Raw genomic sequence first — 25,785 nt, 5'->3', positions numbered from 1 at the left:
GATCAGACCATTTTTTCCAACGGAGGCTACACGAATTGATAAATTTGATGCCATAGGTAACCTAGTTACATTTAGAGTTGCACATTCTGCATGATGTGGGTCCAATGCAAAAGCTTACCGATTGGGTTTTTAAATTTTGAGGTGGTCCATGACTAATTCTTTTTTTGATTATCCGCCGAACATTTGCGTAGTTCAGGATAGTATATTTGGTTTAGCCCGACATGAACAAACGTGTTCTGTTGGGCTCTTTTTTTTCTAAAAGTAGAGGTTCCGGTTAGATTAAGGGCTAAAATATAGTGCCTTGATAGGATTATTTGGTTGGTTGTTTTGATTTATTTGGGATAAGATTTTTTAAGAGTTATTCCAATGGCCGGTAAATCAAAACCAAGCTTGATTACTGTAAACATGAAAATTAAAGTGTCAGCAAACTACTTATAGGTCCATTTTGGATACAACTGTCCCCAATTTGGACACGTTGAAGTTTTTATTTCCAACGACATTTGTACTATTAAAATATCAACAAGGAAACAATGTCAAAAACAATTTTTATTACAGGAGCTTCAACAGGTTTAGGGAAAGCTACTGCCAAATTATTTCAAGGCAAAGGGTGGAACGTAATAGCAACAATGCGGACCCCTGAAAAGGAAACAGAACTTAGTCAATTAGAAAACGTAACTATTTTACCGCTTGATGTTACTAATCCTGATCAAATCAACGAAACTGTAGCTAAAGCTATCGAACTGTACAATATCGACGTGGTGTTCAACAATGCAGGATATGGACAAAGTGCTGCATTGGAAGGCGTTTCAGATGAGCAGATCGTAAAGATCTTTGATACTAACGTCTTGGGGACAGTACGTGTTACGAAAGCGTTCATTCCCCATTTCAGAGAAAAGAGAAGTGGCTTGTTTATTACCACCACATCTCTAGCCGGAGTGGTCGGTTTTCCTCTGGTGTCTGTCTATAATGGGACTAAATTTGCCTTGGAAGGTTGGAGTGAAGGACTGTCTTATGAATTGTCTATGTTCAATATTGGTGTAAAAACAGTAGCTCCAGGTGCAATTGCCACAAAATTTAACGATAATATAGACAATGTCATCCACCCGGCATATCAGAACTTGGAGAAAAAGATAACTGATGTATTTAGCGGAATGGCAAGTGCTGCTTCAACTGCCGAACAGATTGCTGCAGTAGTTTATCAGGCAGCTACTGATGGCAAGGATAAGGTACATTATGTGGCAGGTGCAGATGTAACTGCAACAGTTGCAAGACGTGATGAAATTGGTTCAGAAGAATTCAGAAAAGAGCTTAGCAAACAGATTTTGGGATAATCTATTTTTGTATATTAGTGTTATATTTTTTGTTATGTATCATATCAATTCTATATCAGAATATCTCAAGCTATTGTCTTTGCCAGAACCATTGCATCCACTTGTAAGCGTCGCTGATGTCTCCAAAACACGACTTGTTGAAAGTGATGTATGGAAAAAATTTTCCTTAAACTTTTACTGTATTTCGTTAAAAAAAGATATCGCTACAAAGCTGAAATACGGACAGCGATATTATGATTTTAACAAAGGTACGATGACCTTTCTCGCACCGAACCAGGTCCAGTCGCTTGAATTTGATGAGGTTAAAATGATCAATGAAAATTGTGGTACAGGATATTCTCTGCTGTTCTACTCTGATTTTTTGCAAAAACACCCATTGGCTAATATCATAAAAAACTATGATTTCTTCTCCTATGCAGTAAATGAGGCTCTCCACCTTTCTGAGCGGGAAGAAAAGAATATCATTGAGATTTTTCAAAAGATCGCCACAGAATACCAACATATCGACCAGCATACACAGGATATTATTCTTTCACAAATTGATTTGCTTCTGAATTATTGTAAGCGGTTTTACGACAGACAATTCATTACAAGAAAGGCTGTGAACAACGATTTGTTATCGCAAATGGAACAGATATTAAATGATTACTTTGACAGTCAAGAAGGTTTGCGGAACGGACTTTTAACAGTAGATTCGGTTGCCAGCAAACTCAATCTTTCACCTCATTATTTGAGTGATATGCTTCGCTCTCTTACAGGACAAAATGCCCAACATCATATTCACGAAAAGTTGATTGAAAAAGCAAAGCAATATTTGATTTCAAGTAACTTATCTGTCTCTGAGATTGCTTTTCAGTTAGGTTTTGAATACCCGCAATCTTTCAATAAGCTATTTAAAAAGAAAACAGCGATGTCCCCTTTAGAATTTCGTCACACATTTAATTAGTGTTTAGCCGAAGCAAAACCTGAATACAATTTATCGTTGCCACACTTATTTTAAGGGACACACTTCACTGAACTACGGAAAAATTGAAGTCAACTTATTCATAAGGGGTCTTGTAAATAGTATTGTAAGCCAGTTAAAGTCCCAGAATTTTCGAAACTGGATTGCCTGGTATATGTTATTATATTTGTCTATATAGTAAAAAAGATATGAAGTTGACAGAGAAGTTAAAAACATATTTGCAAGATAAGGTAGATGAAGTTTTGCCTAAATATCAGGAAGAATATAGAAGTGTTTTGCAGGCTTTAGGGTTCAATTCAGCAATAAACGGAAGCTTTGTTGAATTCATGAGCGTATATAGTGATGAACATTATGGTAAATTAGGACTGATTCATGATATAATGAATGATGATCTGTCAGATATTGAAAATGGAGTGTCAAAACAACTTTGGAATAATAACAGTCCTGAAAAGTACATCTCTTTATAATCTTAATAACAAAGGCCTTAAACTATCCATTGACGGCCATATTGACAATGAAGGACCCACAGCACACAACATGCAGCTTTCACAACAGAGAGCCGAAGCAGTATTAAAAAGTTTATTGGCAAAAAATATTGCTAAAGATCGTTTGAAATCTCAGGGTTTCGCAGCTGAAAAACCTTTGGCTGACAATAATACCGAAAAGAACAAAGCAAAAAATCGCCGAGTTGAATTGATTAAAATGTAAGTACAGATCAAGTCATGTCTAGAATTGTGATAATTTTCGAAGACTCGCATAGCGCGAGACTAAGGTAGGCCAAATACAAAATAGAGAAGCCATTTGGCTCCTCTATTTTGTGATAAATCAGATTATTCGTCGATTAAATCATCTAACAAAACTTTGATATCAGGAGCAGCGTAATCTCGCCCTCCTTCTATCCGCTCCTTAATTTCTCCATCCTTACCCAAAATTACGGTTGTAGGAATGGAGTTTCCTAAAAATGTTGGTGGTATAGGTGTTTCTGGCATATAAACAGTCAGGTCATATTTATTGTCTTTCATGAAAGAGACTGATTTTTCCAGGTCAGCATCTACATCGACCATGAGGAAAACAATATTTTTATTTCTTTCGTACTGTTTCTTTAAATCATTGATCGATGGCAATTCTTTGATACAAGGAGGACACCAGGTGGCCCAGAAATTAATGAAGACGACTTTTCCTTTCAGATCCATCGTCGAGATAGACTCTCCATCTTCGTTTTTAAAAGATACAGGATCTGTGTTTTCATTTGTGGTTGTGATCATTTCTTTTTCCGAAATATTCGTATTTTCATTTTTTGTACTTTTTGAATTTCCGCAGGCTGTCAGTGCAAATAAACAGGTCGCAACGACAATCATCATTAAACTATCTTTTTGATGTACTTTCATTTTTTTATTCATTTTATTTTTTAGCATTTCTATAAAAATTAAATGTTGTTAGCTGTATTTACTTTGCCTTCTTTGGTTTCTTCCGAAGGATTGAGTAAAACCATATCTTCTTGTTTCAGCTGACCGAATACTTCTGTTAAGCTATTTAAACGAATTCCTTCTTTGACAGCGACTTTCTTTATTTTACCCTGGTTTAGTATGAACAAGAATGTTCCAGATTGTGAATTGATGACACTTTTCTCTGGTACCCAAAAGGTAGGGTTTGTCCTTTTCAAGCGAAGTTTTACCTGTGCATAGTCGCCGCCCTGTAATCTATTTTGACTATTGGGTACGTCAAACTCTATTTTAAGCGAACGATCCCGTTGATCCAATAATGATGCAGATCGGGAAAGTTTTGTGCTAAATGTTTCTCCGGGTCTGGAGCTTACAGTAAAAGTCGCAGGCATATCCTGATGTATGGATGCCGCATGTTTTTCAGGGAGTGAGAGTGTTAGCCTAAGACGGTTACCCTGTGCGATCATGAATAGTGGAACATTGGTAGTGGTGCCTGCCAATGCGCCAACAGATACGTTTCTGTCCGTAATGACACCATCAAAAGAAGCTCTGATATTTAGGTACTGCCGTAATTGTGATGTGCCAGCAGTGCCAGCTTTCGATGCATTATAAGCGGCTAATGAGCTTTCCATTGCGCTTTTGCTTCTCTCAAGCTCAATGTCGGCAACAGCTCCTTCAGTACGGGAAGCTTCCTTGAGCCGATCAAAAGATTGCTTGGCAAAAAGATAGTCACTGTATAACCTCTGTTCCGAAGAACGATCAGCATTTAAGCGTTGATCCATTTCCGGCGCTTTTAATACCGCGAGTAGCTGTCCTTTCTTTACAAATGAACCTCGGTCTACGAACAATCTTTGCACAAAACCGGTGACTTTGGCATAGAGCGCTACTTGTTCATAAGGACGCAGTTCTGCAGGAACCGAGATCTGATATTCAGGATTATCAATTTTTATCGCAACAGTTTTCGGTAAAGCCTGATCATATTGTATGCTTTTTTTAGCATTAGCTGGAGTTTGTTCCCCTTGCCCACAGTAGGAAAAGAGCACGATTGTTACTAACGATAGTGATAGTTTTATTGTAAGCGAGTTATTTACTTTTTTATTTTTCATTTTAATTAGAGGAATTTATAGGACTATAATGTTGACTTTCCTCATCATCTGGATCGAGTGATGGACTGTGTATTTTTGTACGCGAAAGAAGTGAGGAGAAAAAATGCGGAATAAGTAACAAAATGGTTGCCGTAGAGGCTATCAGCCCTCCGATAACGGCTCTCCCAAGTGGTGCAACCTGCTCTGCGCCATCTCCAAGACCAATAGCCATAGGGAGCATTCCTGCAAGCATGGCGGCGGCAGTCATCAGGACAGGCCTCAATCTTGAGGAAGCTGCGAGCCTCGCGGCATTTGCCGGCTTGAGGAGGAGCCCTTTACGGTAAAATTCAGCCTGATTTACAAGTAAAACGGCATTGGATACCGATACGCCAATGGACATAATTACCCCCATATACGACTGCAGGTTCAATGTACTATTGGTCATATAAAGAATGATAAGACTTCCGGCGATTACAGCAGGCAATACTGATAAGATAATAAGCGGCACTTTGAACGATTGATAGTAGGCTGAAAGCATCAAAAAAATAACTACGATGGCTACTGCCAGTCCAATTAGAAGACTTCCCCGTGTTTCACTCAGTAGCTGCAGTGTTCCTTCAGTCCATATACTAATCCCACGTGGTGGAGTTCCAGCATCTGTAATGGCTTTGCTGACGGCTTTGGATGCAGTTCCTAGATCTTTACCGTACAAATTAGCCACAACGGTAACATAGCGGTTTGGACCTTTACGATTGACCTGTGCAGGCGCTGTAACTCTTTTTAAGGTTGCAACATCTTCAAGGATCGGTCTTGTATTTCCTTTTTTTAACGGTAAGGATCTTAAAAATTCTTCTGACGATACGACTGCTTCAGGAATTTGCACTTGAATCTGGAAGACGAGACCAGATTTGGGATCTACCCAAAGATTTTTGTCCGTAAAGAGAGTTGAGGAAGTCGCCACAACAAGACTTCGTGTAATGTCCTGCATGGTTAAACCAAACTGTCCTGCAAGGTCACGATTCACTTCGATTTCCAAAGTTGGGTAAGCTGTTGGTTCGGTAATACGTACATCACGTAGATAGGGGATCTGCTTGAGATTATCTTCAATCTTTGAAGCAAATTGAAAAGCACCTTTAAGCTGTGGAGCGCCTACTTTTACCTCTATTGGTGTCATGGCTCCCTGTCCCATGATTTTCTCAGTCAGCTCCATAGGTTCAAAGTTAAAAGCTACCTCTGGATGTTTTGTTTGGATTCTCGTCCTGATTTTTTCCTTCAACAGTTCGATTGATCCTCCGTATAGTTTCTGATCTATGGAAATCTGTAAAACAGCTTCATGTGAAGAATTGGTAAACAGAAAAATCGGATTGATGGGAGAACCGGCAGGTTGGGGGCCTACAAACGCAGAGGATATGGTAATACCGTTTTCTGGTATTTCTTTACCTATTTCTGCCGTTATCTGTTTGACGATTTTTTCAGTCTTTTCTAAACGGCTGCCTTGCGGCGCCTGGATTCGGATCTGGAAATCTCCACTGTTGGAAACAGGCATCACGTCCGTTCCCACCACTTGTAGAAGAATAACAATAACAGCCCCACAAAGGAGCATATACATTGAAAATAGAAAAAGGGAGCGTGGAGCCCATTTGCGCATTCTGTAGGAATAATTGACCCTGAATTTTTCAAAGAAGGCTCTTTTTTTCGATGTATTGGCCTCTACATTGTGTTTAGTCTTCATCATCCAATTGGCTAAAATAGGCACTAAGGTCTGCGAAGCAATAAATGAAGCAATCATGGCAAAAGCTACCGCCATTGATAATGGCATAAACATGTCTTTGGGTATACCTGTCATGATAAATGCAGGTGTCAGTACGGCAAGGATACACAGTAAGATAAGAAGCTTGGGAATTGATATTTCTAATAAGGCATCCAAGATTGCGCGCGGTTTGTGCTTTCCCATTTCCATGTGTTGATGAATATTCTCTATGGTTACTGTTGCTTCATCAACTAAAATTCCGATGGATAGAGCTAGCCCGCTAAGTGTCATGATGTTAATGGTCTGTCCAAAAAGATACAGTACCATTACGGCAGCGAGAATGGCAATTGGTATAGTCAGCACAACAATGATTGCTCCACGAGTATCACCTAAAAATAGAAGGATCATCAGTCCTGTAAATACTGCCCCCAATATACCCTCATGGATCAGGTTGGAAAGTGATCGCTTAATGTATTTTGACTGGTCAAATTCATAATTGATCTTGACATCTTCAGGAAGCAGGTTTTTAAGTTTAGGTAATGATTCTTTCAGGTTTTTAACAGCTTCAAGCGTAGAAGCATCCGCCTTTTTGATAATAGGAAGGTAAACTGACCTTTTTCCATTGACCAGCGCATAGCCTGTTGTTTGATCAGCAGCATCCTCTACTGTCGCAATGTCCCGAATATATAGTGTTCTGCTATCTGTAGAACGGATTGGGGTATTTAGAAATTCTTCCGGCCCCCTGGCGATTGAATTTATCGGAGCCATGAGATTTTCATCGCCGATACGAATATTTCCGGCTGGCGAGGGCAGGCTGTTCTTTGTGATTGCCGCTGTAATGTCCTCTGGACTCAAACCATTTGCCTGCATAAGCTCTGGATTGACATTCACTACAATCGACCTTGCGTTTCCGCCGAACGGCGCTGGCGCAGTGATGCCAGGTATTTCCACAAACACTGGTCTGATTTTAGTGAGGACAAGGGTTTGGATTTCGTTAATTGATCTTTGATCACTCTCAAAGACCAATTGTCCCACGGGTAGGGAACTACCGTCAAACCTGACCACAATTGGCGGTACTGCTCCGGGGGGGAGAAAACCCATTGCTCTGGAAACGGAGGCCGAAACTTCCCCAGCTGCCTGAGACATGTTGGTACCCGGATAGAAAGTCAGTTTCATCATGGTTAACCCTTGAATGCTCTTAAAATCTATATTTTTGACACCACTGACAAACAACAATACCTTTTGAAATTCGTTGGCCATAAACCCGTCCATATAGGACGGCGATAAGCCTCCATAGGGCATGGCGATGTACATTGCCGGAAGTTCAACCTGCGGAAATATATCCACATTTATTTTTTTTATGGTACTATACGAGAAGAAAACAATAGCAAGCACGGCCACCATGACCGAAATCGGCTTTCTCAACGCAAATCTGATGATATTCATTCTTTTAAAGGATTATAAATTATTGAATAGATATTCAAAATCTGTTGTCAATGCAGATTCATAGGCGATCAACAGCCAATACTGTTTAGCAGCTTCAATATGATTGTTTTCGGCGCTTTCAAGTAACTGCCTGATCTGAAGTAATTCACTCAATGCGATTAAACCGCTCCTATATCTGGCAAGATACATTTCATAAGCATCCTCTGCTTGTTCCATGGCTGTGGAAGTCTTTTCAAGCTGTTTGTATTGCTGTGAAATCTTCGTATAAACTGCGCTAAGGTCAGACTGCATGGACAACTCATACTGTTGGTGCTGATAAAGAGTGCTTTGAGCATCTTGCAGATAGGCATGGCTTTTAAGGCTATTGGTTTTGAGATTGGTAACATTCCATACCGCACCGATACCGATGAGATAATTTCCGGTGGTATTAGAAAATCCATCTTTCCAGCGGGCAGATACTTGTCCAGACGGATTGATTCCGCTACCTCGGACAGCATACCCACCTAGTATACGTATGGAAGGGAGCGAAGCCTTTTTCTGTATTTCGCTATTATAGGAATAGTAAGCCGCCTCATTTTTTAGACCTGCTAAGAGCGGATGACTATCAGCAATTGGGTTGGTCGTGTTTCTGCCCAAATTTCTTGGTCGGTTAAAGTGCGAAAGAGATAAGGAATAATCAAGATCTGCATCGCCACTTAACTCCGTCAGCTTGATCAATGATGCATTTTTGAGCCCTACAAAACGTTCGTTATCACCAAGGGACTGGTTATACGATGAAAGTGCCAACAAGCTGTCAGCTGCCGGGCGGATACCAGCTTTGGAAAGACCCGTTGTCAATTGTCGAATTTCATTGAGCCGCCTAACATTTTTACTGTTCCAGTTGAGTTTTGCCTGATCATACAATAAAATAACATAACGTTCAGCGAGTGTTTTTTTTAGTGTCAAAATGCATGCTTCCTGCTCATTGATACGTCTTTCGGTAACTGTTTTTGCAGCTTCATATTCTTTCATCAGTTTTCCAAAAGAAAAAATTTCCCATTCAACTGTCGCTGAGCCAAATGAATTGGCAGCAACGGCAGAACCAGACGTTCCAGTAGTATTTCCTGAAACATTGAAAAATCCAGGTTGTGGAAAAAAGGCACCTGCGGCACCTTCAAATGTTCCGAAAGTATTTTGCGCCTGTGCTTTTATTTGTGGAAGACGGTTTGTTTTACAGCTTGCGCATTGTACACTGCGGCTTCGATAGCAGAGCTTTTTACTTTAAGCCCTGAATAAGTGCTTTCTACCTTTGGCCAAAGGCTGCCCAAAGTTTGGGGTCTCGGCTGTCCATAACTGGAAAATGCAAGACCAATGGCTGCAACGGTAAATAGCGCAACCAGATGATAATTAATCATGCTAATATAATTGTTGGATTTTGACCGAATGAATCGATCAATCTGAAAAAAATAATAAACGCAATCAGCCCATTGGAAAATCCAATAGGTACTTAAGATTTGTTACGAATTTTAAATGATCAGTTTGCGGTCGCGCAGAAAGATAGGAAGGGGGGCAATAATTTTAATCCTCCGGTACCGAGGACAAATTTCATCTCTTGATCCAAAGGTGCAAAAGATGAATAAGATAAAGGCAGTTAGAATGGCTACAGGAAGCATATTATCGCTGTGTAGACCGGATTTTTCCAAGGTTATAGCATCGGTCATGATCGAGCTTGAGCAGCTTTCATGATTTGCTCCGATAAAAGAACCTTTTGCACCCGCAACCTGTTCAACTTTTTGAGGAAGGCCCATAAGCGTCTTAATCCCCATTTTGATGGGACAGGATGACAGAAACAATAGAATAACCGCCCCCAAAGTAAGTAAGTTCCTTACGATGAAATTCATGCTATTTTTTCTTTTTTGATCCATGAGTTACGAATTTATACATCTTCATGGAACAAAACAAACTGACTATTCATTAATTCTGTAACAATACTGCCATTAAAAATGGTGTCGATAGAAGTACAGGTTGAATATGTTTGTCAATATCAATAACAATGCGGTCACCGTTTTTTAATAAACCAATTATCTCCATAATGGTCTGAGTACTCCATTACCCTTAATATATGCTTGGAAAAATTCTAAATTTGAAAAATAAAAAGCACTGCGGCTCAGTTAACCAAAAGTAGGCTCATGATTCAGCTTTTTCCTGCTGCACAATTGTAACACAAATAAAATGATACTAAATCTTATCCTCCACAATCATTCTTCGATGCTCTCTACCCCAGTTAATCATTTCCGAAATAATATTCCCGAAAGTCCTGCAATATTCAGTGGGTTCATATTCAATCAAAACAGGAGTTTCGGGATAAACAGTTCGTTTAACCAACTTATTTAATTCCATATCTTTCAGTTCTTTTGAAAGCATTCTAGTGGTAATTCCGGGGATACTTCTTTCAATTTCGCGAAAACGTCGGTTGCCGTTGCAAAGCGAATTAATAACAGGGATTCTCCACTTACCTCCAATGAAATAAAGGGTGTCCTGCAAAGCTCTAAGTTCTTCTGTCTGATCTCTTTCCATGGTTGTAAAATTAAATGATATAATTGATGATACTGATATACTTGGTTATACTGATAACAAAAGTATATCATTTCCATATAACTTTGTAAAAAAATCAAAGAAATGAATAAGTTGAATAACAAATTAGCCATCGTGACAGGTGGAAACAGCGGAATAGGATATGCAACCGCCAAAGAGTTAATCGCAGAAGGAGCAAAAGTAATTATCACCGGCAGGCGAAAAGAAGCCATTGAAAAGGCTGCGCAAGAGTTAGGTGCCATTTCTTTTGTGGCGGATCAGGGGAAATTGGATGACATTGACAATTTCAAAACTGAAGTTGAAAAGCAATTTGGAAAAGTTGACATCTTGTTTATTAATGCAGGAATCACCGGAACTTTAGGTTCGATCGAAAATATGAGCGCCGAAAATTTTGACAATGTAATGAGTATTAATTTCAGAGGAGCTTATTTTACTTTAAGCAAATTTATTCCCCTATTGAACGACGGTGGTTCGGTGGTGTTCCTTTCATCCAACGTTGCAACAACCTTTAAACCAAACAGCTCTATTTACCAAGCAAGCAAAGCTGCATTGAATTCCATTGCAAAAACCGCTGCTGCAGAATTAGCTCCAAGAAAAATCAGGGTAAATTTGGTAAGTCCGGGGCCTACAAAGACTGAAATTATGACCAAAGCGGGATTGGACGAAAAAACATTGGAAAGTCTTGATGAATGGTTAATCAGCGGAATCCCTTTACAAAAAATGGGAACTGTGGAAGATGTTGCCAAAGCTGTTATTTACTTGTCAGATAACAATGTGGCAAGCTTCATGACCGGAACGGAAATCCTTATGGACGGCGGAATGGTTTTATAATTCGAGCTTTATTTTTTGGATGCGATTGCTGGAAGTTTAAAAACTTCTAGCCGTCGTATATTCTTAAAATACTGTATTTACCTATATATACGATAGAATTTTGTGACCATTCTGGAGAAAAGAAGAAAAATATGAAACTGAAAAAGCTCACTAATACTTCCAGCTCATTTCAATATATCTGCTTTTAGTCACTTATGTGATTTAATAAAGTCTTTGACATTGCTAGTATTCTAGAGACTGTAACGCAAACCGTGTCAGTGGAATACAGTCTTGTAGCCATCAGCCGTATAAGATTTATCGGCCAATATGATGATTTCTATTCCATTAAAATGTTCCTTTACTTGATCTGGAAAATTTAGAAAATTTTCAAATGTTTTCAATCCTATCAATACATTTCCAACCGTCTTACAGATTGTATATAAAATTCCATTGCTTCCGGTGGCAACTTATGATGCGGATTATCGGATACCAAAATTCTTCCATTAGCCGAAATGTTTGCGATTATTGTTACTTTCATAATGATTTTTTTAAAATTTCTGTTCAACAAAACTATTGGATATCCAATATATATTTACTATTCATTACCTTTAGGAAAGTAACTATCCTATGAGCGGTAAAAAACGTGATATTGATAAAGAAACTATATTGGCATTAAAAGATGGCATTGAATTGCTCAGTGGTAAATGGAAATTTTGTATCCTGCACAATTTGCAGAAACACGGCACAATGCGGTTTAAAGATCTGCAAGAAATGGCTCAGGGAATATCCCCAAAAGTTCTATCCAAAGAACTTCAGGAATTAGAAGACAATTTGCTGATTAGCAGAACCGTTAATGACACCAAGCCGGTGACCGTCTCTTATGCGCTTACCGCTTATGCTATAGAAACGGAGGAAGTGGTCAATGCTTTAATTAAATTTGGTCTAAAGCATAGAGATAAAATAAAAGCAAAATGAGGTTTCTATTTTAAACCTCCAATTAGCCATGACTTTGCCTAATCCTGAAATAGATCCAGATACCAAGACACATTTGCCTTTATTTGTATGTCCATTTTAATTGATTTTATGCTAGGAATGTTTTTTATTTGGTGCATATCCAAATGCCTTTTTGTAAGCAAAGGAAAAATGGGAGAGATCCTCGAACCCCAGATCCAAGTACACATCGGATGGTTTTTCTTTTCGTTGTTCGATCATGAAACGGGCGGCATCCAGGCGCCTCTGCAATAGCCATCTGCCTGGGCTGGTATGAAACTGCTTCTCAAAATCGCGTTTAAAACCCGAAAGGCTGCGGCCGGTAAGAAAAGCAAAGCGGTCTATAGATACATTATATCTGTAATGGCTGTTCATAAAAGCTTCAATGTCTATCTTACCCGGCTCATTAAAATCAAACAATATATTTTTAAATGCAGGATTATGTTGAATAAGCAGCAAAACAAGTTCTCTGATCTTTAGTGTAACAATGCGTTCATCTGTTTGCTGCTGCAGATAGGGAGCCAAGGAATCTATATAACCTTTCAGCAGCGCACTAGACTGTATCAGCAGTGTTGCATTCGGATTAAATACGCCATCGGCTTTCAATCCGTACTGTTCGCTCATTTCCTTTAAGGTATACTGATCGATATGCACCGCTATGGACCTGAAACTTCCGTCACTGGTACTTTTTACATATTTGGTCAGCTGGTTGCGTCGGAAGAACCGGAAGTCTCCTTCCCAATAAGCATACTTCTGATCGGCAAGCCAGAGATCCTGTTTACCCTGGAGGATATAACTGAAGACATGATCTGCTAAAAAAGCTTCTCCTTCGATCGTATTGCCAGAATAGGTATTCAACACTATTCTAGGTCCTGTAGCGGCATCTTTTGCTTCTTCGGAGATATCATTTTTGCATTCCATAGTGATTAGCTTATAATTACTTTTGGCTCTAATTGTTCTTCGAGGCCATATATGCCGCCCTCTCTTCCTAAGCCGGATTGTTTAAATCCGCCGAAGGGTGCCAGCGCGTCATGATAGATCGTATTAATCGCAACCCTGCCTGCATTGATCTGTGCAGCTACTTTCTGCGCCCGCTCCATGTCTGAACTACTTACATAGGCATGCAGTCCGTATATGGTATCGTTGGCAATGGCAATGGCATCTTCTTCTGTTTTGTAGGTAATAACAGATAATACCGGTCCGAAAATTTCTTCTTGAGCAATAGTCATCTCATTACTTACACCTGTAAATATAGTGGGTTTGACATAAAATCCCTCCTGTAATCCATCCGGCTTGCCCAGTCCACCCGCTAAAAGTTCGGCACCCTCTTTCATGCCTAGCCCGATGTAATGTTGTACACGGTCAAACTGTTTCTCACTGGCCATAGGACCTATGACCGTACGTTCATCCGATGGATCACCAACAGTTTGTGTGGTCATCGTTTTAAGCAAGATGTCTTTCACCTCTGGCAGTACAGCTTCCGGCACTAGCAGTCGGGTGCCTGCAATACAGGCCTGACCACTATTCATAAAGGCCGCATTTACAGCCATGGGTATCGCAGTATTGAGATCAGCATCATCGAGAATGATATTGGGTGATTTACCGCTAAGTTCCAGCGTGACGCGCTTCATTGTGTCCGCTGCATTACGTGCAATTATCTTACCTACGACAGTAGAACCGGTAAACAGAATTTTGGACACAGCTGGATGGGTAGACAATACTGTACCCAAAATATCTCCGCGACCATGCACCATATTAATTACGCCGGCAGGAAGGGCTGCACGCTCGAAGCACTCAGCTAGCACTTGGGATTGTATCGCACTCATTTCACTGGGCTTGATCACTACTGTGCAACCAGCTGCGATCGCAGCCGCCAGCTTCACACTTATGGATCCGGAATTGGCATTCCAAGCAGTCATGATTCCAGTTACTCCGATCGGCACCATAGCAATTGTGGACTGACCGATACGGCGATCGAAGGAAAAATCTTTAAGGATGTGTTTAAAATAAAGGAAGGTTTCTGCTGCATACTGATTTGACCACCGTGACCTTTGTACTGTTGCACCGTATTCTATTGTAGTCGCTTCCTGAAGGTCGTCTAGACGCTCCATCAGCGCATCGTGTAATTGCTGCAGATAATCCATACGCTGCTCCCTGTTTGTTTGTGAAAAGGATGGTAAAGCTGCTGAGGCGGCAATTATTGCCGCATTCATATCTTGCTCATTGCCTAATACAACTTTGCCGATAAGGCTTCCATCCGACGGATTTATTATATCCATCTTTTCTGTACCTGTCGAGAGACGAAATTGTCCATTGACATAATGCTGATTGATTATTTTCATTTTATTATTTTTTAAACTTAGCTAAAGAGCATCGTTATTTACTAACACAAAATTACTTCGATGCTTCTTTAGGAGCTTTGTTAAAAAGCCCAGATTTCTTTGTTGAGAAGCCCATCAATCCGCCGGTTAACCATTCATCGAGACCTTCCAATGTTTTTCGTCCAATCTCGCTTTGGTCATAATTTCCGTCTTTGTAAGCACCGTGCTTATTAAATCACTCTGATTTTTTTGCTAATTCAACTACAGCAGTTTTTACAATAGAATTCAATGCTGCTTTGGTTGGTCTAATGATATGTTGAAATCCTTTTTGTAAGGTAAAAACAGTTATAGTTGCATTGGATTCCGGTGAATGTGTTTCTTTCGAGTGCAACTTCATGTAGTCAAAACCATAGTCAATCAGGCCATTAATGGCCCTGTACATAATAGTTATATAATAAAAATGAGATCATCCCATTTCGAAGCGTTGGATTTCAATTGTTTTTGATCAGGTGAAAATATGAATCAAAATAACAATCTCTATTAAATATAGAAGTAATTATCAAAACTCATCTTAGCTATTGTGAGCTTGTGGTAGTGTCACAATAACTTTACCATGGAATGGAACGAATACCTCCGGGAGTTTGCGAGAAATGCCCTTTTTCCTATGGAAATCCTATCGATTTTGGGGAAAAGATTGCTAACGATTCCGAAATGGACGGTTTTTTAGTATTTGCTCCCTCCATTTTCAGAGACAAAAGTAACTATGAAAATATTGATACTGGTGCTGGGTATAATATTTATATTAAAGGTATTTACCCGATTTATGCAGCTGAAATTGATGTTATCTCCAAATTGGGGTTAGAAAAGTTTTGGAAACATCCTGCATTTGACCTTTATAATATTCATAGAGAGCGAATTTCTGTATAAAGTGTATCATTAGATTATGGCAAAAAATGGATTCCCATAATATATTCATCTCATAGCTACACCAACATCTATTAAAACAATATATCAATTCAGCTTTTAACGAGCTCTAAAAAAAGTGAAATAGTAGTTGTTGGATGAATAACCAACAAAATGAAATCCCAAATCTATCCGTTTTAAAATCACTGGAAGTTTTGATACGGGCAAACTTCAAAAAGACTGAAAATATCACTTTTGTAAAAGTCACACCCATGAAGCTTTTAGAGGCCAAACAGTTCTGGTTACGAAGGACTATCCACGGTCGCGAGATTGGATAGTAAAGCTTTAGCACCCTTTATTCACAGATAACTGGAAAATGATAGCGGATAATAAATACAGTTTAACGAATTATAAAACGGTCTTTCATACCAAAAAGACCGGCCGTATATTTATACAGATAGGATGAGTCAAATTATAGGCCGTACAAGAAGTGAGCGGTGCTACTGTAAAAATGGTTAATTGAACGCTGGTGTAGCTTTAGTGAGTCTACATATTGGGGTCATAAAAAATACTATATGAGAAAAAAAATAACGGTCTTTACAACAATGTTCTTACTGTACACTTTTGCTTTTGGACAAAACACTCCGAACACTAAGCCTCAGATAAAAACAGAAGAAATAACCTACCATGGAATAGATGGACAACCTATTAACAGATTAGACAAGAAAGGTCTGGATGAATATAAAGAATACAACGTAGATGGTACCATTTCGAAAATATATATCGAAGAATTTGATAAAACTAAGGGTAAAACTAGCCGAAATTTGAATGAAACATATGTCTATGAAAAAGGCAAACTCTACAAAATAGAACGAATTGGTTCCATTACAGGTGATAAATATGAGGAGATTTTGTTTTCCTATAATGAACAAATGCAATTGACTAAGAAAATTGAAAATCAGTATAAAGACAATCGGTTAGATCTGAACCAATTGAGTGCGTACACGGATTATTTTTATTATGGAAATGGCGAAACAGAAAAACGTTATGAATATGACGGAACAAAAAGGGAGTTTTTGTTAGCTTCTATTCTTACTAAAATATTTGATTCCAATAAAAATATGATTCAAGAAAAGACTGAAAATTTCGATGGCAATATATCAGGGATAGTTAATATAAAGTATGATAATTTAAATAAGCCCATAGCGTTGGAATCCTCTTATTTTAAAGAAACAACAAGTTATAAATACAATTCACACGGTGATTTAGAAGAAGAAAAAACCAAATCCGAAAAAAGTCCCACAATTGAAATATCACACTATTCATATGTATACGATGATTACGGGAATTGGATTGAACAAAAACAAATAATTGAAAGAAATCCTATAGACGAATTTGAAGGAGGACTTTTAATAAAAAGAAAAATCGAATATTATGAATAAAATTGTCGAAAATTGATTAAAATCTTTGTAATTAGTAGTTGGACACATGAAACCCAATTATTGATTGTCCCTTATATTTATTTTGCTGATATTTTAGTTTCTAGGTTTATTGCTATGTAATTCGCTGATAGACAATTGTTAAAAATTATGAAAAAGATCAAAAAAACACCGTGATAGGAACGTAGATCCACCTGTTATGTTATCATTCCTGCTAATTCTGATTTTGCTGATACAATTACTTCTTTAGATTCAAGAATAAAAAAACATTAAATTATCTCCAATCATTCAATCTTATTTTTCAAAAACCGCCCTGGAGAAACACCAAACTCTTTTTTGAAAGCGGCAGAAAAATGATTACTGCGCAGGTAGCCCACGCGCCGTGCTATTTCTGAGATGTTCCAGTGGTTAGCATAAGATTCGGTGAGTAAATGATAGGCCAATTGCATTCTTTTTTGAACGATAAAGTCATGTATAGTATGTCCGAAAAGCTCTTTGAATCCTGCCTGAAGTTTTGTCCGGTTCATCATGGATAAATAAGACAGTTCTTCGATTGTATAATTTTTTGCTAGATTGGATATGAGCATTTCTTTTATAAAATGTAAGTTTTCGATATTTAACTTGGACAGTTTATTGAGCTGATTTATGTTTGCTATAGCATGCACGCCATGGAGCTGATGCGCCAGCAGCTCCATGAGTTTTGCTTCTAAATATAGGCGTTTGATATGGCCAGTGTACGGACATTCGTAGAGCTCACTGATTGTTTTAGAGATCTGTGGCGTAATGATATGAGCTTTACCTCCCAGTAGACTGGGTCTGTGCGCCGCAATGTCATCGACAAAATTCATGGTTAACGAAGAGGCATCGCCAATATGTTCCCTTATCCAACTTTCTGAAAATTCTATTTCGACAGTTGTGGCATTTTTACAGGGTGGATCGATCAGTTTCCCGTCTAAATAGGGGACGTAAAATGTGTTAAACTCGCCCTTTGATGTAAGCACTGCAAACTTTTTATTTTTATGATAATAGTAGGCAGATCCTCCCGAAATTTCAAAATGCATTTGTATATAGGGAGCATCAGATCGTACCCAGATTACCCTTTCTTCTGCCGATGACCGCTTGTAGAAGTTGATATAAACCCCGTCCAGATGTATGCGCTTTCGCTCTTCATAGAGTTCTTTACCGTTTTTGAAATCCAGGGTTTCTATGATATTCTGTTCCTGTGGTATCAGGTAACCCTCAGGTTCCTTTAGTGAAGATATAAGCTGTTTTCTATCGCTATTCAAAAATTCAATATTCATTTGGTCACTTTTTTCTTGCTAATAGGCACGGTCGCAATTCATTCTTTCACCCGGTAGATAGATACGCCTCATTGATCCGGTAATACTGCAAAATCTGTACTTATTACTGCAATTTTCGTAGACAAATATAGATACTTTTGTTTCTAATTTAAACTAATTCTAAATAATAGTTTCAATGAAAAACAATTACCACAAGTACACTATTGTATTTTTTTTGCTTTTTGCCGTTTTGCAGCTGGTTACGGGCCAGACGAAAGTTGAATATTTAAAGGGAACAGTCCATTCTGAAAATGGAACCCCCATTGCAGCGGCGACAGTAGAAGTGGTGAAAATGAACATTCGGGTGATGACGGATGAAAAAGGAAACTTTTCAATTCAGTTGCCTGTAAAAATGGAATACAGTATCCGCGTGAGTTACTTAGGGGAACAGTCACAGATCAAAACGGTGTATGTATTAAAAGATAATGCGAATCGAGTTGATTTTGTGCTCACAAAGGATTCGCGACTGTTGTCTGAAGTGAAGATAGTCGGTCAAAATGATAATCAAAAGGCACGGAATGAGATCGTGAAAGCTGAAATTGTGGATACGAAAGCTGCTCAAGCTCAAGCAGTGACCCTGGTCGAGCTGATGAACAGATCGGCCGGGGTACGTGTACGCCAATCTGGTGGATTGGGAAGTAGTACGAATGTGATGCTCAATGGTTTTCAAGGCAAATCAATTAAAATGTTGAAAGATGGTGTTCCTACTGATTATCTGGGAGCGGGCTATAATATTTCGGCAACACCGGTCAATGTATTGGAAAGAGTGGAGGTCTATAAAGGTGTACTGCCGACAGAAATTGGTGCAGATGCATTAGGTGGTGCCATCAATATGGTATCCAAAACAGAATCCAACCGCTATGTCGCGGTCTCTTACGAAATAGCATCCTTTAATACGCACCGTGCTTCCTTAAATTTGAAACATAAGAAAGAAGGAAGCAACTTATTCTGGGGATTGGATGCATTCTATAACTATTCAGACAATAATTATAAGGTTACAGCTAATATTCCAGATCCTGAAAAATCAACGGTAATCCCAGGCGTAGTCAAACTTTTTCATAATCAATATAGACATGCTTATGTTGAATTGTATGCCGGACTGACTGGTCTGTCATGGGTCGATGAACTGCGGGTAGGGCTCACAGCATTCACGATCCATCGGGATAACCAGTTTGCAGGACTGATGGAAAAACCTTTTGGTGCTTCTGTCGCTATGGAATATACACCAGTAATTCCTACCATACGCTATAAAAAGCAATTTTTAGACCATAAACTTTCTCTAGATCAGTTTTTGGCATATAGCAAGATCAAAGGAAGTCAAACGGATACATTAAGCGGTTTTTACGATTGGTATGGCACCTATCACGCACCTGTTGACGTGAACAGACGTGGCGAATCTGGAAATCCGACGCTATTGACATTTACCACTTCAAATTTTACTTCAAGAACGGGATTGTCTTATCTGCTTTCAGATAAACAGTCTATTGCACTTAATCTCGTTATTAACGATTATAGCCGTACGGGTAAAGATCCTTATGGACCGACTTCTATCGGGGAGCATCCGGTCGATCTGCAAAGCTTGCCAGCTGATTATATGAAGGTAGTGACCAGTCTAGGTTGGAAAGGGCAATTTGCATCAGGTAAAATTGAAAATCTTTTCCAACTTAAATATTACAGCGCAAAAACAAGCGGACAGGAAGTAAATGTCAATACCGGTTATTTAAATCAACAGACTTCAAAAGCCAATACGTCAAAATTCGGTATTTCAGAAGCGTTGAAATACATGTTGTCAAAGCGTACCTATATCCGATTGTCCGGTGAGTTGGCCACCCGCTTACCTGAGCAATCAGAAATCTTGGGCAATGGGTCCTATGTGCTGTCAAACTTTAATATTAAACCTGAAAAGAGCAGCAATGCCAATTTGGGATTACGTACCACTCCTTATGACAAATTAGATATTGAGATCAACAGTTTCTACCGTATTACCAAAGATCTGATCCTTTCAACTCCTGTCAATTTGATTTACGCACAGAGTGTGAATGTCGAATCGGTTAAAGGGATCGGTTTTGAAGCTGATATTAGGTATAGACCTTGGCCATGGCTGGTCTTGAACGGCAATAGCACGTATCAGGATTTTCGTCTTTACCATATCAAAGATCCGCTAATGTCTTATTTGGAAGGCGCACGACTGCGCAATACGCCTTATTTCTTCTCTAACATCGGAGCTTCTCTACAATTTGATGACGTGCTTTCTAAGACTGATAAGATACGGGCGTATTACAACATGAGCTACGTACACCAATACTTTTTAAACTATATCCCCAAGAATACTGAACCTGATGGCTTCTTGGGGCTCTGGGGCAAAGCAAAGGTAGATGCGCCCAATATAATTCCCTCACAGACGGTTCATTCGATCGGATTGTTGTGGCAGCCGAAGTCTACACTTCCCGTTACCGTCAATATCGAATGTAAAAACCTATTTGATGCGGCGGTATACGACAATTTTAAAATACAGAATGCCGGTCGAAGTTTTCACTTGAAATTAAATTACACAGTCAAATATTAATAAATAACATCAAAATGAAAAAGCAAATTTTAAATGTCATGACCATATTGTTAATGACATCTACTGCATTTGTTTCATGCAGTAAGGATGATAAACAAAATGATCATGGAGAGACTCCAGCAAACGGTAAATACATTTTGCTAACTGCAGAGTGGGGTGTGGCAGATGGTGCAGGATACTATGCTGCATATGATAAATTGCCAACGGGATCTGTGGACAATATCGGCGGACTTTCTCTTCAAGCTCGGAACTACGGTGGTTTTAGGACTTACAAGAACTGGATTTTTAACCGCCAGACGCTATCGGGTGAAACTGGCGTGGTGCAATATAGTTTGTCTGCCAATGGAAAATTTGCTCAAAGCGGTTTTATCAAATGTGGTACTTCTGCTCAGCATCTTGTCGTCAATGAGAAAACAGGCTTCTATTATGATGCTGACCGGGGGAAAACCAAAATTCAGAAATTCAATCCAACCACGATGGAACGGACCGGTGAAATTGACCTCTCTTCTGTTATTGAAAAAGGGGCGGGGATAAGTACCAATGTGACAACTGGAGAACAGACGATCATTTCAAAAGAAGGAAAGCTTTATGTGAATATCACTTATGCGAGCGAAAAAGTTAATGGCAGTGCTGATAATTTGCGAAATTACCGCTTAGCAGTGATTGATATTTTAACGGAAAAAATTGAAAAAGTCATTGTTCATCCTAAAGCTAAAAACCATGGACGTGCAAACTCCGAATTTCCGGCTTGGATACATGGCTCGGACGGTGCTCTGTACCTCTTGACCACAGGTTGGGATACCAATGAAGATCGGGTGATGACTCCTCAAAATTCTTTTATTTTTAGAATTAAAGCTGGAGAGACAGATTTTGATAAAAATTGGGAACTGTCTGCTACGGATCTAGGTCTACCTGTTGGTGCTCTTTTATGGAGTTTCCGTGAACTGAACGGAAAATTATATGTCGATGCCTCACAGGACAAAATTATCTTGCCTGCTTTAACGAATCTGAACACCAATATCTACAAGTTTTTTGAAGTTGATATAAAAACTAAAAATGTCAACCCTATTACAAACGTGCCTCTGACTGTATTTGGTCTATCTACGGGTAATGTGGAAGTAGTCGACAACCAAGTTTTCTTACGCGTTGTGGATAGAGCAAAAGGTTTAAATGGTTACTATAAAGTCAATCTTGCAACACATGTTGGCGAGCCAGCTTTCAACATTACCAGAGGTGGAGAAGCAAGTGGGTTTATCAAGTTGACAGGTGAGTAACTTATTTTTCTATAGTTAAGAAGTGAATAATCTAATGAAAGATAAGGGCAAAACTCAGCCGGCTTGGAGGCGCATAAGTAATTGGTTGCATTTATGTTTAGGCCTCAGCTCGGGTATTATTGTTTTTGTGGTCTGCTTGACGGGAACGCTATTTGTATTTCATGAAGAAATCAATGATTATAATAATAGGGAGGTTCGTTTTGTTCAAGTACCGGTATCGGGATCAAAAATCGCGATCGATACGATCTTACAAAATCTTAAGAGAACATATCCTGATATCGTGGCCTCACAGTATACAGAGTATAGCGATAAGAATAAGGCTGTGGTTTTTAGAGCTATGAATATAGGCGTTCCTGCTTATAAAAGCCTTTGTTCTGTATATGCTGATCCTTATACGGGTGCGATTCTAAAAGTTGATCATACTTATGCTTTCTTTAGATTATTGATAGGTATACATATCAATTTGCTTCTCGGTAATGTCGGGTCGCATATCGTCCAGATAGCTACCGTTATCTTTTTGTTTGAATTAATATCCGGATTGATCTGGTGGTGGCCTAAACGGTGGAATAAGTCGACGCTGACTAAAAGTTTTAAGATCAAACGGAATGCGAACTGGAAACGAATAAACTTGGATCTGCATAATGTATTAGGCTTTTATGTCATTCCTTTTGCTTTGGTTTTGACGGTTACAGCGTTAGTGATCAGTTATGCTCCTGTAAAAGAAGCGGTATTTAAGATCGCTGGCGGATCGGGAAAAGAGAAGCCTATTTATAGGCTTAAGCACCCTGTTGATAGTACTAAAAATCAATTGCCTATGGAAGATCTTATTGCTCCATGGCGACCGGAATTACAGCATTTAAAGCAGCTGACTTCGACCTTACCTTCGTCACGTACAGGAGCTATCTTAGTCCGTCTAGAGAAAACGGCGACTTTACTCACTTTTGAAGGCTACCAGCAATTTGTGAACTCGTATTCAGGAGAAAAAATACCGATTTCTGATGCAGTGAGCAAGGATGATCACCTGCTCAATACCACCATTTCTTTGCATATAGGCGCTTGGTGGGGTATCATAGGAAAAATACTCACCTTCATCGTTTGCCTGATTTGTACGAGTTTACCCATTACTGGATTTATCATCTGGTACAATAAAAAGTTCAAGAAAAAGAAGTTTAAAAGACTAGAATACACAACAGAAGCCCTTGAGGCAAAAAATAAAAATTAATCATTTATGGAAATCAGAAAGGTCAATCTACTGTCTGAGGTAGATCAGTTAAAGGAGTTTTGGAAGTTGAAAAAAGTGGCCGATGTCAATGACCATGTGGTCAATATCATCAAAATAAAAGGCGAGTTTGAAATGCATACTCACGAGCTAGGCGATAAACTGTTTTATGTATTGAAGGGTACTTTATTTATTAAATTTATCGATGGTTATGTGTCTGAAGTAAACACTGGTGAATTTGTTGTCATCCCCAAAGGATCGCAACATAAACCCTATGCGTCGGAAGAAACAACTATTTTATTTTTTGAATCGAAGTAGAATCTAGCACCACTATAAGTAAAAAATGAAATGCCTCCTATTGCGACAACGATAGCAGGCGTTTCTAATCATGTAGATAATAATGATCCAAATTTCAAAAAAATGTCCTTTTTACCCCTATAAGCGCGTACTCGCCTTATCATTATTGGTATTTTGTCTACTTGTGGCCTCGTCTATCTCTTTAACGATCGGTGTAGAGTCTATAGCGTTAGAAAAAATATTTTACAGTGATTCCAAAGAAAACGAGCTATTTTTCATCAGTCGGATTCCAAGAACAGTAACCTTGGTATTAACAGGAGCCGGACTTTCCATTTCCGGAGTCATATTGCAGCGTCTTACGCAGAATAAATTTATCTCGCCAACAACCTCAGGTACATTGGACGCTGCCAAACTGGGCATTCTATGTGGACTTTTATTTCTTCCAGAAGCAGCCTTACCGACCAAACTGATTTGCGCTGTTCTTTTTTGTTTTGTATTATCGGGAATTTTTACGTTTTCAATCAGTCACATTGTCAAAAGAAATACGATCCTTATTCCTGTTTTTGGAGTCATGTTTGGCTATACATTAAATGCTTTGACAAATCTTATCGGTGTACAGTTTAATATTATACAAAACATGGAAGGATGGATGGTGGGCAATTTTTCCAAGAGTCTAAAGGGGCAATATGAAATTATTTATATCCTTATTCCACTCTTTACATGTTGTTATCTCTATGCCTATAAGTTTACCATTGTGGGCTTGGGACGTGATTTTACCAAGAATGTGGGAGTGAATTATCGGCTTATCGTAAATATAGGTCTCATGCTGACCGCAGTCATGGTAAGCACCACGATATTGGCGGTAGGATCTATTCCTTTTATTGATTTGGTGATCCCTAATGTCGTTTCCATGATACATGGAGACAATATTCGTCGCAATCTTCCCTTTACGGCTTGTTATGGCGCGATCACGCTGGTGGTCTGCGATCTGATTGGCAGGTTGATCATATTTCCGTATGAGATACCTAGTAGTATGATTGTGGGTTCATTGGGCGCCTTTGTTTTTTTGATCATGTTAATTAAAAAAGGCCGATGAAAAATCCGTTAGTTTTCCTGTTTCCAACAGTTGTCTTGCTGCTGCTGCTGTTTGTTTTCTTTGATGTACCGTTGACTAATATGTTTATTTTGACAAGCAGGCTGCAGCGGGTGTTGGCATTGGTGCTCATAAGTGCTGCGATCGCCTACGCTACACTGGTATTTCAAACAATAGCGAACAATAAAATACTCACGCCATCTTTAATGGGCTATGAGCATCTCTTTGTTTTATTGCAGCTCGCACTTTTAATCTTATTTGGTGGTAATAGCCAATTTTTCCAATCAAAAGTACTGAGTTTCTTATTATCAACAGCAGTAATGATTCTGTACTCTTTTGTGCTCTACTTCGGATTGTTCAGAAGCAGAAAAAAGCAGATTTACTATATCTTGTTAATCGGCCTGGTACTTGGCGTTTTTTTTAATACCAGTACGCAATTTTTACAAATGACGATCGACCCCAATAATTTTGCTTACGTACAAAACGCGATGTTCTCGTCTATAGGACGGATCTCTTTGGAAACCCTTATGCTCGCTTCGTTTCTGATGGTATTGGTCTTTATCTACCTAGCCCGCTATCGGAATGTTTTAGATATTTTGAGTTTAGGGAGGTCATATGCGTTAGGTCTAGGTGTCGAATATGATAAAGTAGTACAAAAACAATTGCTCGGAATATCGATTCTTGTTTCTATTTCCACAGCACTGATAGGCCCGATAACATTTGTTGGAATATTTGTCTCGGGTATCACCTATCAGATATCCAAGACGGAAAAACATCGGATCAATCTTATCATAGCTTTTGCTGTCTGCATGATCTTGATGATCAGTGCCCAGTTTTTAATTGAGCATGCCTTAAATTATAAACATAACCTGAGTGTTCTTATCAATTTGCTCGGTGGTTTGTACTTTTTAATACTAATCCTAAAACTGCTTCGAAAATAA

The 25,785-nt window shown here is 38.9% G+C and carries 27 protein-coding genes; 15 read left to right on the top strand and 12 right to left on the bottom strand.

The window, feature by feature from the left end; translation table 11 throughout:
- Positions 1-530 precede the first annotated feature (530 nt).
- The 4 genes from G6053_RS15790 to G6053_RS15775 all read left to right on the top strand — a co-directional run bounded on the left by G6053_RS15790 (position 531) and on the right by G6053_RS15775 (position 3,003).
- Positions 531-1,331 (top strand): SDR family oxidoreductase, encoded by an 801-nt coding sequence (locus tag G6053_RS15790; RefSeq protein ID WP_108633902.1) that lies wholly within the window; start codon positions 531-533, stop codon positions 1,329-1,331.
- Positions 1,332-1,365: 34 nt separating this feature from the next.
- Positions 1,366-2,277 (top strand): response regulator transcription factor, encoded by a 912-nt coding sequence (locus G6053_RS15785; protein ID WP_165307090.1) that lies wholly within the window; start codon positions 1,366-1,368, stop codon positions 2,275-2,277.
- Positions 2,278-2,483: 206 nt separating this feature from the next.
- A complete protein-coding gene (locus G6053_RS15780; RefSeq protein WP_165307089.1) occupies positions 2,484-2,762 on the top strand; it encodes a hypothetical protein in 279 nt (92 codons plus the stop codon).
- Complete coding sequence (locus G6053_RS15775; RefSeq protein WP_346774506.1) at positions 2,680-3,003, top strand: OmpA family protein; 324 nt, start codon at positions 2,680-2,682, stop codon at positions 3,001-3,003. The genes G6053_RS15780 and G6053_RS15775 overlap by 83 nt, the downstream gene beginning before the upstream one ends.
- 122 nt (positions 3,004-3,125) lie before the next feature.
- Here the strand turns inward: G6053_RS15775 and G6053_RS15770 are convergent, their stop codons facing one another.
- The 7 genes from G6053_RS15770 to G6053_RS15745 form a co-directional block, all read right to left on the bottom strand.
- Positions 3,126-3,683, bottom strand: coding sequence for a TlpA disulfide reductase family protein (locus G6053_RS15770; protein WP_165307087.1), 558 nt, complete (start codon positions 3,681-3,683; stop codon positions 3,126-3,128).
- A gap of 38 nt (positions 3,684-3,721) precedes the next feature.
- Entirely contained in the window at positions 3,722-4,843 is a 1,122-nt protein-coding gene (locus G6053_RS15765) for an efflux RND transporter periplasmic adaptor subunit (protein ID WP_165307086.1), read from the bottom strand.
- A gap of 1 nt (position 4,844) precedes the next feature.
- Complete coding sequence (locus G6053_RS15760) at positions 4,845-8,018, bottom strand: efflux RND transporter permease subunit (protein ID WP_165307085.1); 3,174 nt, start codon at positions 8,016-8,018, stop codon at positions 4,845-4,847.
- A 12-nt stretch (positions 8,019-8,030) separates the two neighbouring features.
- Entirely contained in the window at positions 8,031-9,209 is a 1,179-nt protein-coding gene (locus G6053_RS15755; RefSeq protein ID WP_241255017.1) for a TolC family protein, read from the bottom strand.
- Complete coding sequence (locus G6053_RS30770; protein WP_241254743.1) at positions 9,206-9,412, bottom strand: hypothetical protein; 207 nt, start codon at positions 9,410-9,412, stop codon at positions 9,206-9,208. Before G6053_RS30770 ends, G6053_RS15755 begins: the two co-directional genes overlap by 4 nt.
- A gap of 111 nt (positions 9,413-9,523) precedes the next feature.
- On the bottom strand, positions 9,524-9,898 hold the full coding sequence (locus G6053_RS15750; RefSeq protein ID WP_206531739.1) for a hypothetical protein: 375 nt from the start codon (positions 9,896-9,898) through the stop codon (positions 9,524-9,526).
- Positions 9,899-10,235: 337 nt separating this feature from the next.
- Positions 10,236-10,574 (bottom strand): helix-turn-helix domain-containing protein, encoded by a 339-nt coding sequence (locus G6053_RS15745; protein WP_108633908.1) that lies wholly within the window; start codon positions 10,572-10,574, stop codon positions 10,236-10,238.
- Between the two features lie 102 nt (positions 10,575-10,676).
- Here G6053_RS15745 and G6053_RS15740 point away from each other — a divergent pair, with 102 nt between their 5' ends.
- Positions 10,677-11,423, top strand: coding sequence for an SDR family oxidoreductase (locus G6053_RS15740; protein ID WP_108633909.1), 747 nt, complete (start codon positions 10,677-10,679; stop codon positions 11,421-11,423).
- A gap of 385 nt (positions 11,424-11,808) precedes the next feature.
- On the opposite strand, the gene G6053_RS30925 is transcribed toward G6053_RS15740, so the two are convergent.
- Positions 11,809-11,940, bottom strand: coding sequence for a hypothetical protein (locus G6053_RS30925; protein WP_277603175.1), 132 nt, complete (start codon positions 11,938-11,940; stop codon positions 11,809-11,811).
- A gap of 89 nt (positions 11,941-12,029) precedes the next feature.
- Here G6053_RS30925 and G6053_RS15730 point away from each other — a divergent pair, with 89 nt between their 5' ends.
- Entirely contained in the window at positions 12,030-12,377 is a 348-nt protein-coding gene (locus tag G6053_RS15730) for a helix-turn-helix domain-containing protein (RefSeq protein WP_165307083.1), read from the top strand.
- A 111-nt stretch (positions 12,378-12,488) separates the two neighbouring features.
- On the opposite strand, the gene G6053_RS15725 is transcribed toward G6053_RS15730, so the two are convergent.
- The 3 genes from G6053_RS15725 to G6053_RS15715 all read right to left on the bottom strand — a co-directional run bounded on the left by G6053_RS15725 (position 12,489) and on the right by G6053_RS15715 (position 15,155).
- Positions 12,489-13,313 carry an AraC family transcriptional regulator gene (locus G6053_RS15725; RefSeq protein ID WP_165307082.1) on the bottom strand — a complete coding sequence of 275 codons (825 nt, stop codon included), beginning with the start codon at positions 13,311-13,313 and terminating at the stop codon, positions 12,489-12,491.
- A 5-nt stretch (positions 13,314-13,318) separates the two neighbouring features.
- Positions 13,319-14,734, bottom strand: a complete 1,416-nt coding sequence (locus G6053_RS15720) for an aldehyde dehydrogenase family protein (protein WP_165307081.1) — start codon at positions 14,732-14,734, stop codon at positions 13,319-13,321.
- Positions 14,735-14,948: 214 nt separating this feature from the next.
- Positions 14,949-15,155 (bottom strand): hypothetical protein, encoded by a 207-nt coding sequence (locus tag G6053_RS15715; protein WP_165307080.1) that lies wholly within the window; start codon positions 15,153-15,155, stop codon positions 14,949-14,951.
- A gap of 176 nt (positions 15,156-15,331) precedes the next feature.
- Between G6053_RS15715 and G6053_RS15710 the strand changes: the two genes are divergently transcribed.
- From G6053_RS15710 to G6053_RS15700, 3 genes are all read left to right on the top strand, one after another.
- Complete coding sequence (locus tag G6053_RS15710) at positions 15,332-15,640, top strand: suppressor of fused domain protein (protein ID WP_165307079.1); 309 nt, start codon at positions 15,332-15,334, stop codon at positions 15,638-15,640.
- Between the two features lie 134 nt (positions 15,641-15,774).
- Entirely contained in the window at positions 15,775-15,954 is a 180-nt protein-coding gene (locus G6053_RS15705) for a hypothetical protein (protein ID WP_165307078.1), read from the top strand.
- Positions 15,955-16,191: 237 nt separating this feature from the next.
- Positions 16,192-17,058, top strand: coding sequence for a hypothetical protein (locus G6053_RS15700; protein WP_165307077.1), 867 nt, complete (start codon positions 16,192-16,194; stop codon positions 17,056-17,058).
- 281 nt (positions 17,059-17,339) lie between these two features.
- Here the strand turns inward: G6053_RS15700 and G6053_RS15695 are convergent, their stop codons facing one another.
- A complete protein-coding gene (locus tag G6053_RS15695; RefSeq protein ID WP_108633916.1) occupies positions 17,340-18,356 on the bottom strand; it encodes an AraC family transcriptional regulator in 1,017 nt (338 codons plus the stop codon).
- 175 nt (positions 18,357-18,531) lie between these two features.
- Between G6053_RS15695 and G6053_RS15690 the strand changes: the two genes are divergently transcribed.
- From G6053_RS15690 to G6053_RS15665, 6 genes are all read left to right on the top strand, one after another.
- On the top strand, positions 18,532-20,961 hold the full coding sequence (locus G6053_RS15690) for a TonB-dependent receptor (RefSeq protein ID WP_165307076.1): 2,430 nt from the start codon (positions 18,532-18,534) through the stop codon (positions 20,959-20,961).
- A 14-nt stretch (positions 20,962-20,975) separates the two neighbouring features.
- The gene (locus G6053_RS15685; protein WP_108633918.1) at positions 20,976-22,235 is read left to right on the top strand and encodes a hypothetical protein; all 1,260 of its coding nucleotides are present in this window, start codon (positions 20,976-20,978) and stop codon (positions 22,233-22,235) included.
- A 34-nt stretch (positions 22,236-22,269) separates the two neighbouring features.
- The gene (locus G6053_RS15680; RefSeq protein ID WP_206531738.1) at positions 22,270-23,457 is read left to right on the top strand and encodes a PepSY-associated TM helix domain-containing protein; all 1,188 of its coding nucleotides are present in this window, start codon (positions 22,270-22,272) and stop codon (positions 23,455-23,457) included.
- 6 nt (positions 23,458-23,463) lie between these two features.
- Positions 23,464-23,772: a cupin domain-containing protein gene (locus G6053_RS15675; protein WP_108633920.1), complete on the top strand. Its 309-nt coding sequence runs from the start codon at positions 23,464-23,466 to the stop codon at positions 23,770-23,772.
- Positions 23,773-23,854: 82 nt separating this feature from the next.
- The gene (locus G6053_RS15670) at positions 23,855-24,847 is read left to right on the top strand and encodes an iron chelate uptake ABC transporter family permease subunit (protein ID WP_108633921.1); all 993 of its coding nucleotides are present in this window, start codon (positions 23,855-23,857) and stop codon (positions 24,845-24,847) included.
- Entirely contained in the window at positions 24,844-25,785 is a 942-nt protein-coding gene (locus tag G6053_RS15665; protein WP_108633922.1) for an iron chelate uptake ABC transporter family permease subunit, read from the top strand. Before G6053_RS15670 ends, G6053_RS15665 begins: the two co-directional genes overlap by 4 nt.

This window comes from Sphingobacterium sp. DR205, from assembly GCF_011064245.1.
Lineage (GTDB): Bacteria > Bacteroidota > Bacteroidia > Sphingobacteriales > Sphingobacteriaceae > Sphingobacterium > Sphingobacterium athyrii.
Note: the sequence above shows the minus strand (reverse complement) of the source record. Positions and strands in the feature narration are given on the sequence as shown.

Bases quoted from the DNA above. Each gene is read 5' to 3' on its own strand.
- G6053_RS15790 (WP_108633902.1), top strand. From the start codon at position 531: ATGTCAAAAACAATTTTTATTACAGGAGCTTCAACAGGTTTAGGGAAA.
- G6053_RS15785 (WP_165307090.1), top strand. From the start codon at position 1,366: ATGTATCATATCAATTCTATATCAGAATATCTCAAGCTATTGTCTTTG.
- G6053_RS15780 (WP_165307089.1), top strand. From the start codon at position 2,484: ATGAAGTTGACAGAGAAGTTAAAAACATATTTGCAAGATAAGGTAGAT.
- G6053_RS15775 (WP_346774506.1), top strand. From the start codon at position 2,680: ATGATGATCTGTCAGATATTGAAAATGGAGTGTCAAAACAACTTTGGA.
- G6053_RS15770 (WP_165307087.1), bottom strand. From the start codon at position 3,683: ATGAAAGTACATCAAAAAGATAGTTTAATGATGATTGTCGTTGCGACC.
- G6053_RS15765 (WP_165307086.1), bottom strand. From the start codon at position 4,843: ATGAAAAATAAAAAAGTAAATAACTCGCTTACAATAAAACTATCACTA.
- G6053_RS15760 (WP_165307085.1), bottom strand. From the start codon at position 8,018: ATGAATATCATCAGATTTGCGTTGAGAAAGCCGATTTCGGTCATGGTG.
- G6053_RS30770 (WP_241254743.1), bottom strand. From the start codon at position 9,412: ATGATTAATTATCATCTGGTTGCGCTATTTACCGTTGCAGCCATTGGT.
- G6053_RS15750 (WP_206531739.1), bottom strand. From the start codon at position 9,898: ATGAATTTCATCGTAAGGAACTTACTTACTTTGGGGGCGGTTATTCTA.
- G6053_RS15745 (WP_108633908.1), bottom strand. From the start codon at position 10,574: ATGGAAAGAGATCAGACAGAAGAACTTAGAGCTTTGCAGGACACCCTT.
- G6053_RS15740 (WP_108633909.1), top strand. From the start codon at position 10,677: ATGAATAAGTTGAATAACAAATTAGCCATCGTGACAGGTGGAAACAGC.
- G6053_RS30925 (WP_277603175.1), bottom strand. From the start codon at position 11,940: ATGAAAGTAACAATAATCGCAAACATTTCGGCTAATGGAAGAATTTTG.
- G6053_RS15730 (WP_165307083.1), top strand. From the start codon at position 12,030: ATGAGCGGTAAAAAACGTGATATTGATAAAGAAACTATATTGGCATTA.
- G6053_RS15725 (WP_165307082.1), bottom strand. From the start codon at position 13,313: ATGGAATGCAAAAATGATATCTCCGAAGAAGCAAAAGATGCCGCTACA.
- G6053_RS15720 (WP_165307081.1), bottom strand. From the start codon at position 14,734: ATGAAAATAATCAATCAGCATTATGTCAATGGACAATTTCGTCTCTCG.
- G6053_RS15715 (WP_165307080.1), bottom strand. From the start codon at position 15,155: ATGTACAGGGCCATTAATGGCCTGATTGACTATGGTTTTGACTACATG.
- G6053_RS15710 (WP_165307079.1), top strand. From the start codon at position 15,332: ATGGAACGAATACCTCCGGGAGTTTGCGAGAAATGCCCTTTTTCCTAT.
- G6053_RS15705 (WP_165307078.1), top strand. From the start codon at position 15,775: ATGAATAACCAACAAAATGAAATCCCAAATCTATCCGTTTTAAAATCA.
- G6053_RS15700 (WP_165307077.1), top strand. From the start codon at position 16,192: ATGAGAAAAAAAATAACGGTCTTTACAACAATGTTCTTACTGTACACT.
- G6053_RS15695 (WP_108633916.1), bottom strand. From the start codon at position 18,356: ATGAATATTGAATTTTTGAATAGCGATAGAAAACAGCTTATATCTTCA.
- G6053_RS15690 (WP_165307076.1), top strand. From the start codon at position 18,532: ATGAAAAACAATTACCACAAGTACACTATTGTATTTTTTTTGCTTTTT.
- G6053_RS15685 (WP_108633918.1), top strand. From the start codon at position 20,976: ATGAAAAAGCAAATTTTAAATGTCATGACCATATTGTTAATGACATCT.
- G6053_RS15680 (WP_206531738.1), top strand. From the start codon at position 22,270: ATGAAAGATAAGGGCAAAACTCAGCCGGCTTGGAGGCGCATAAGTAAT.
- G6053_RS15675 (WP_108633920.1), top strand. From the start codon at position 23,464: ATGGAAATCAGAAAGGTCAATCTACTGTCTGAGGTAGATCAGTTAAAG.
- G6053_RS15670 (WP_108633921.1), top strand. From the start codon at position 23,855: ATGATCCAAATTTCAAAAAAATGTCCTTTTTACCCCTATAAGCGCGTA.
- G6053_RS15665 (WP_108633922.1), top strand. From the start codon at position 24,844: ATGAAAAATCCGTTAGTTTTCCTGTTTCCAACAGTTGTCTTGCTGCTG.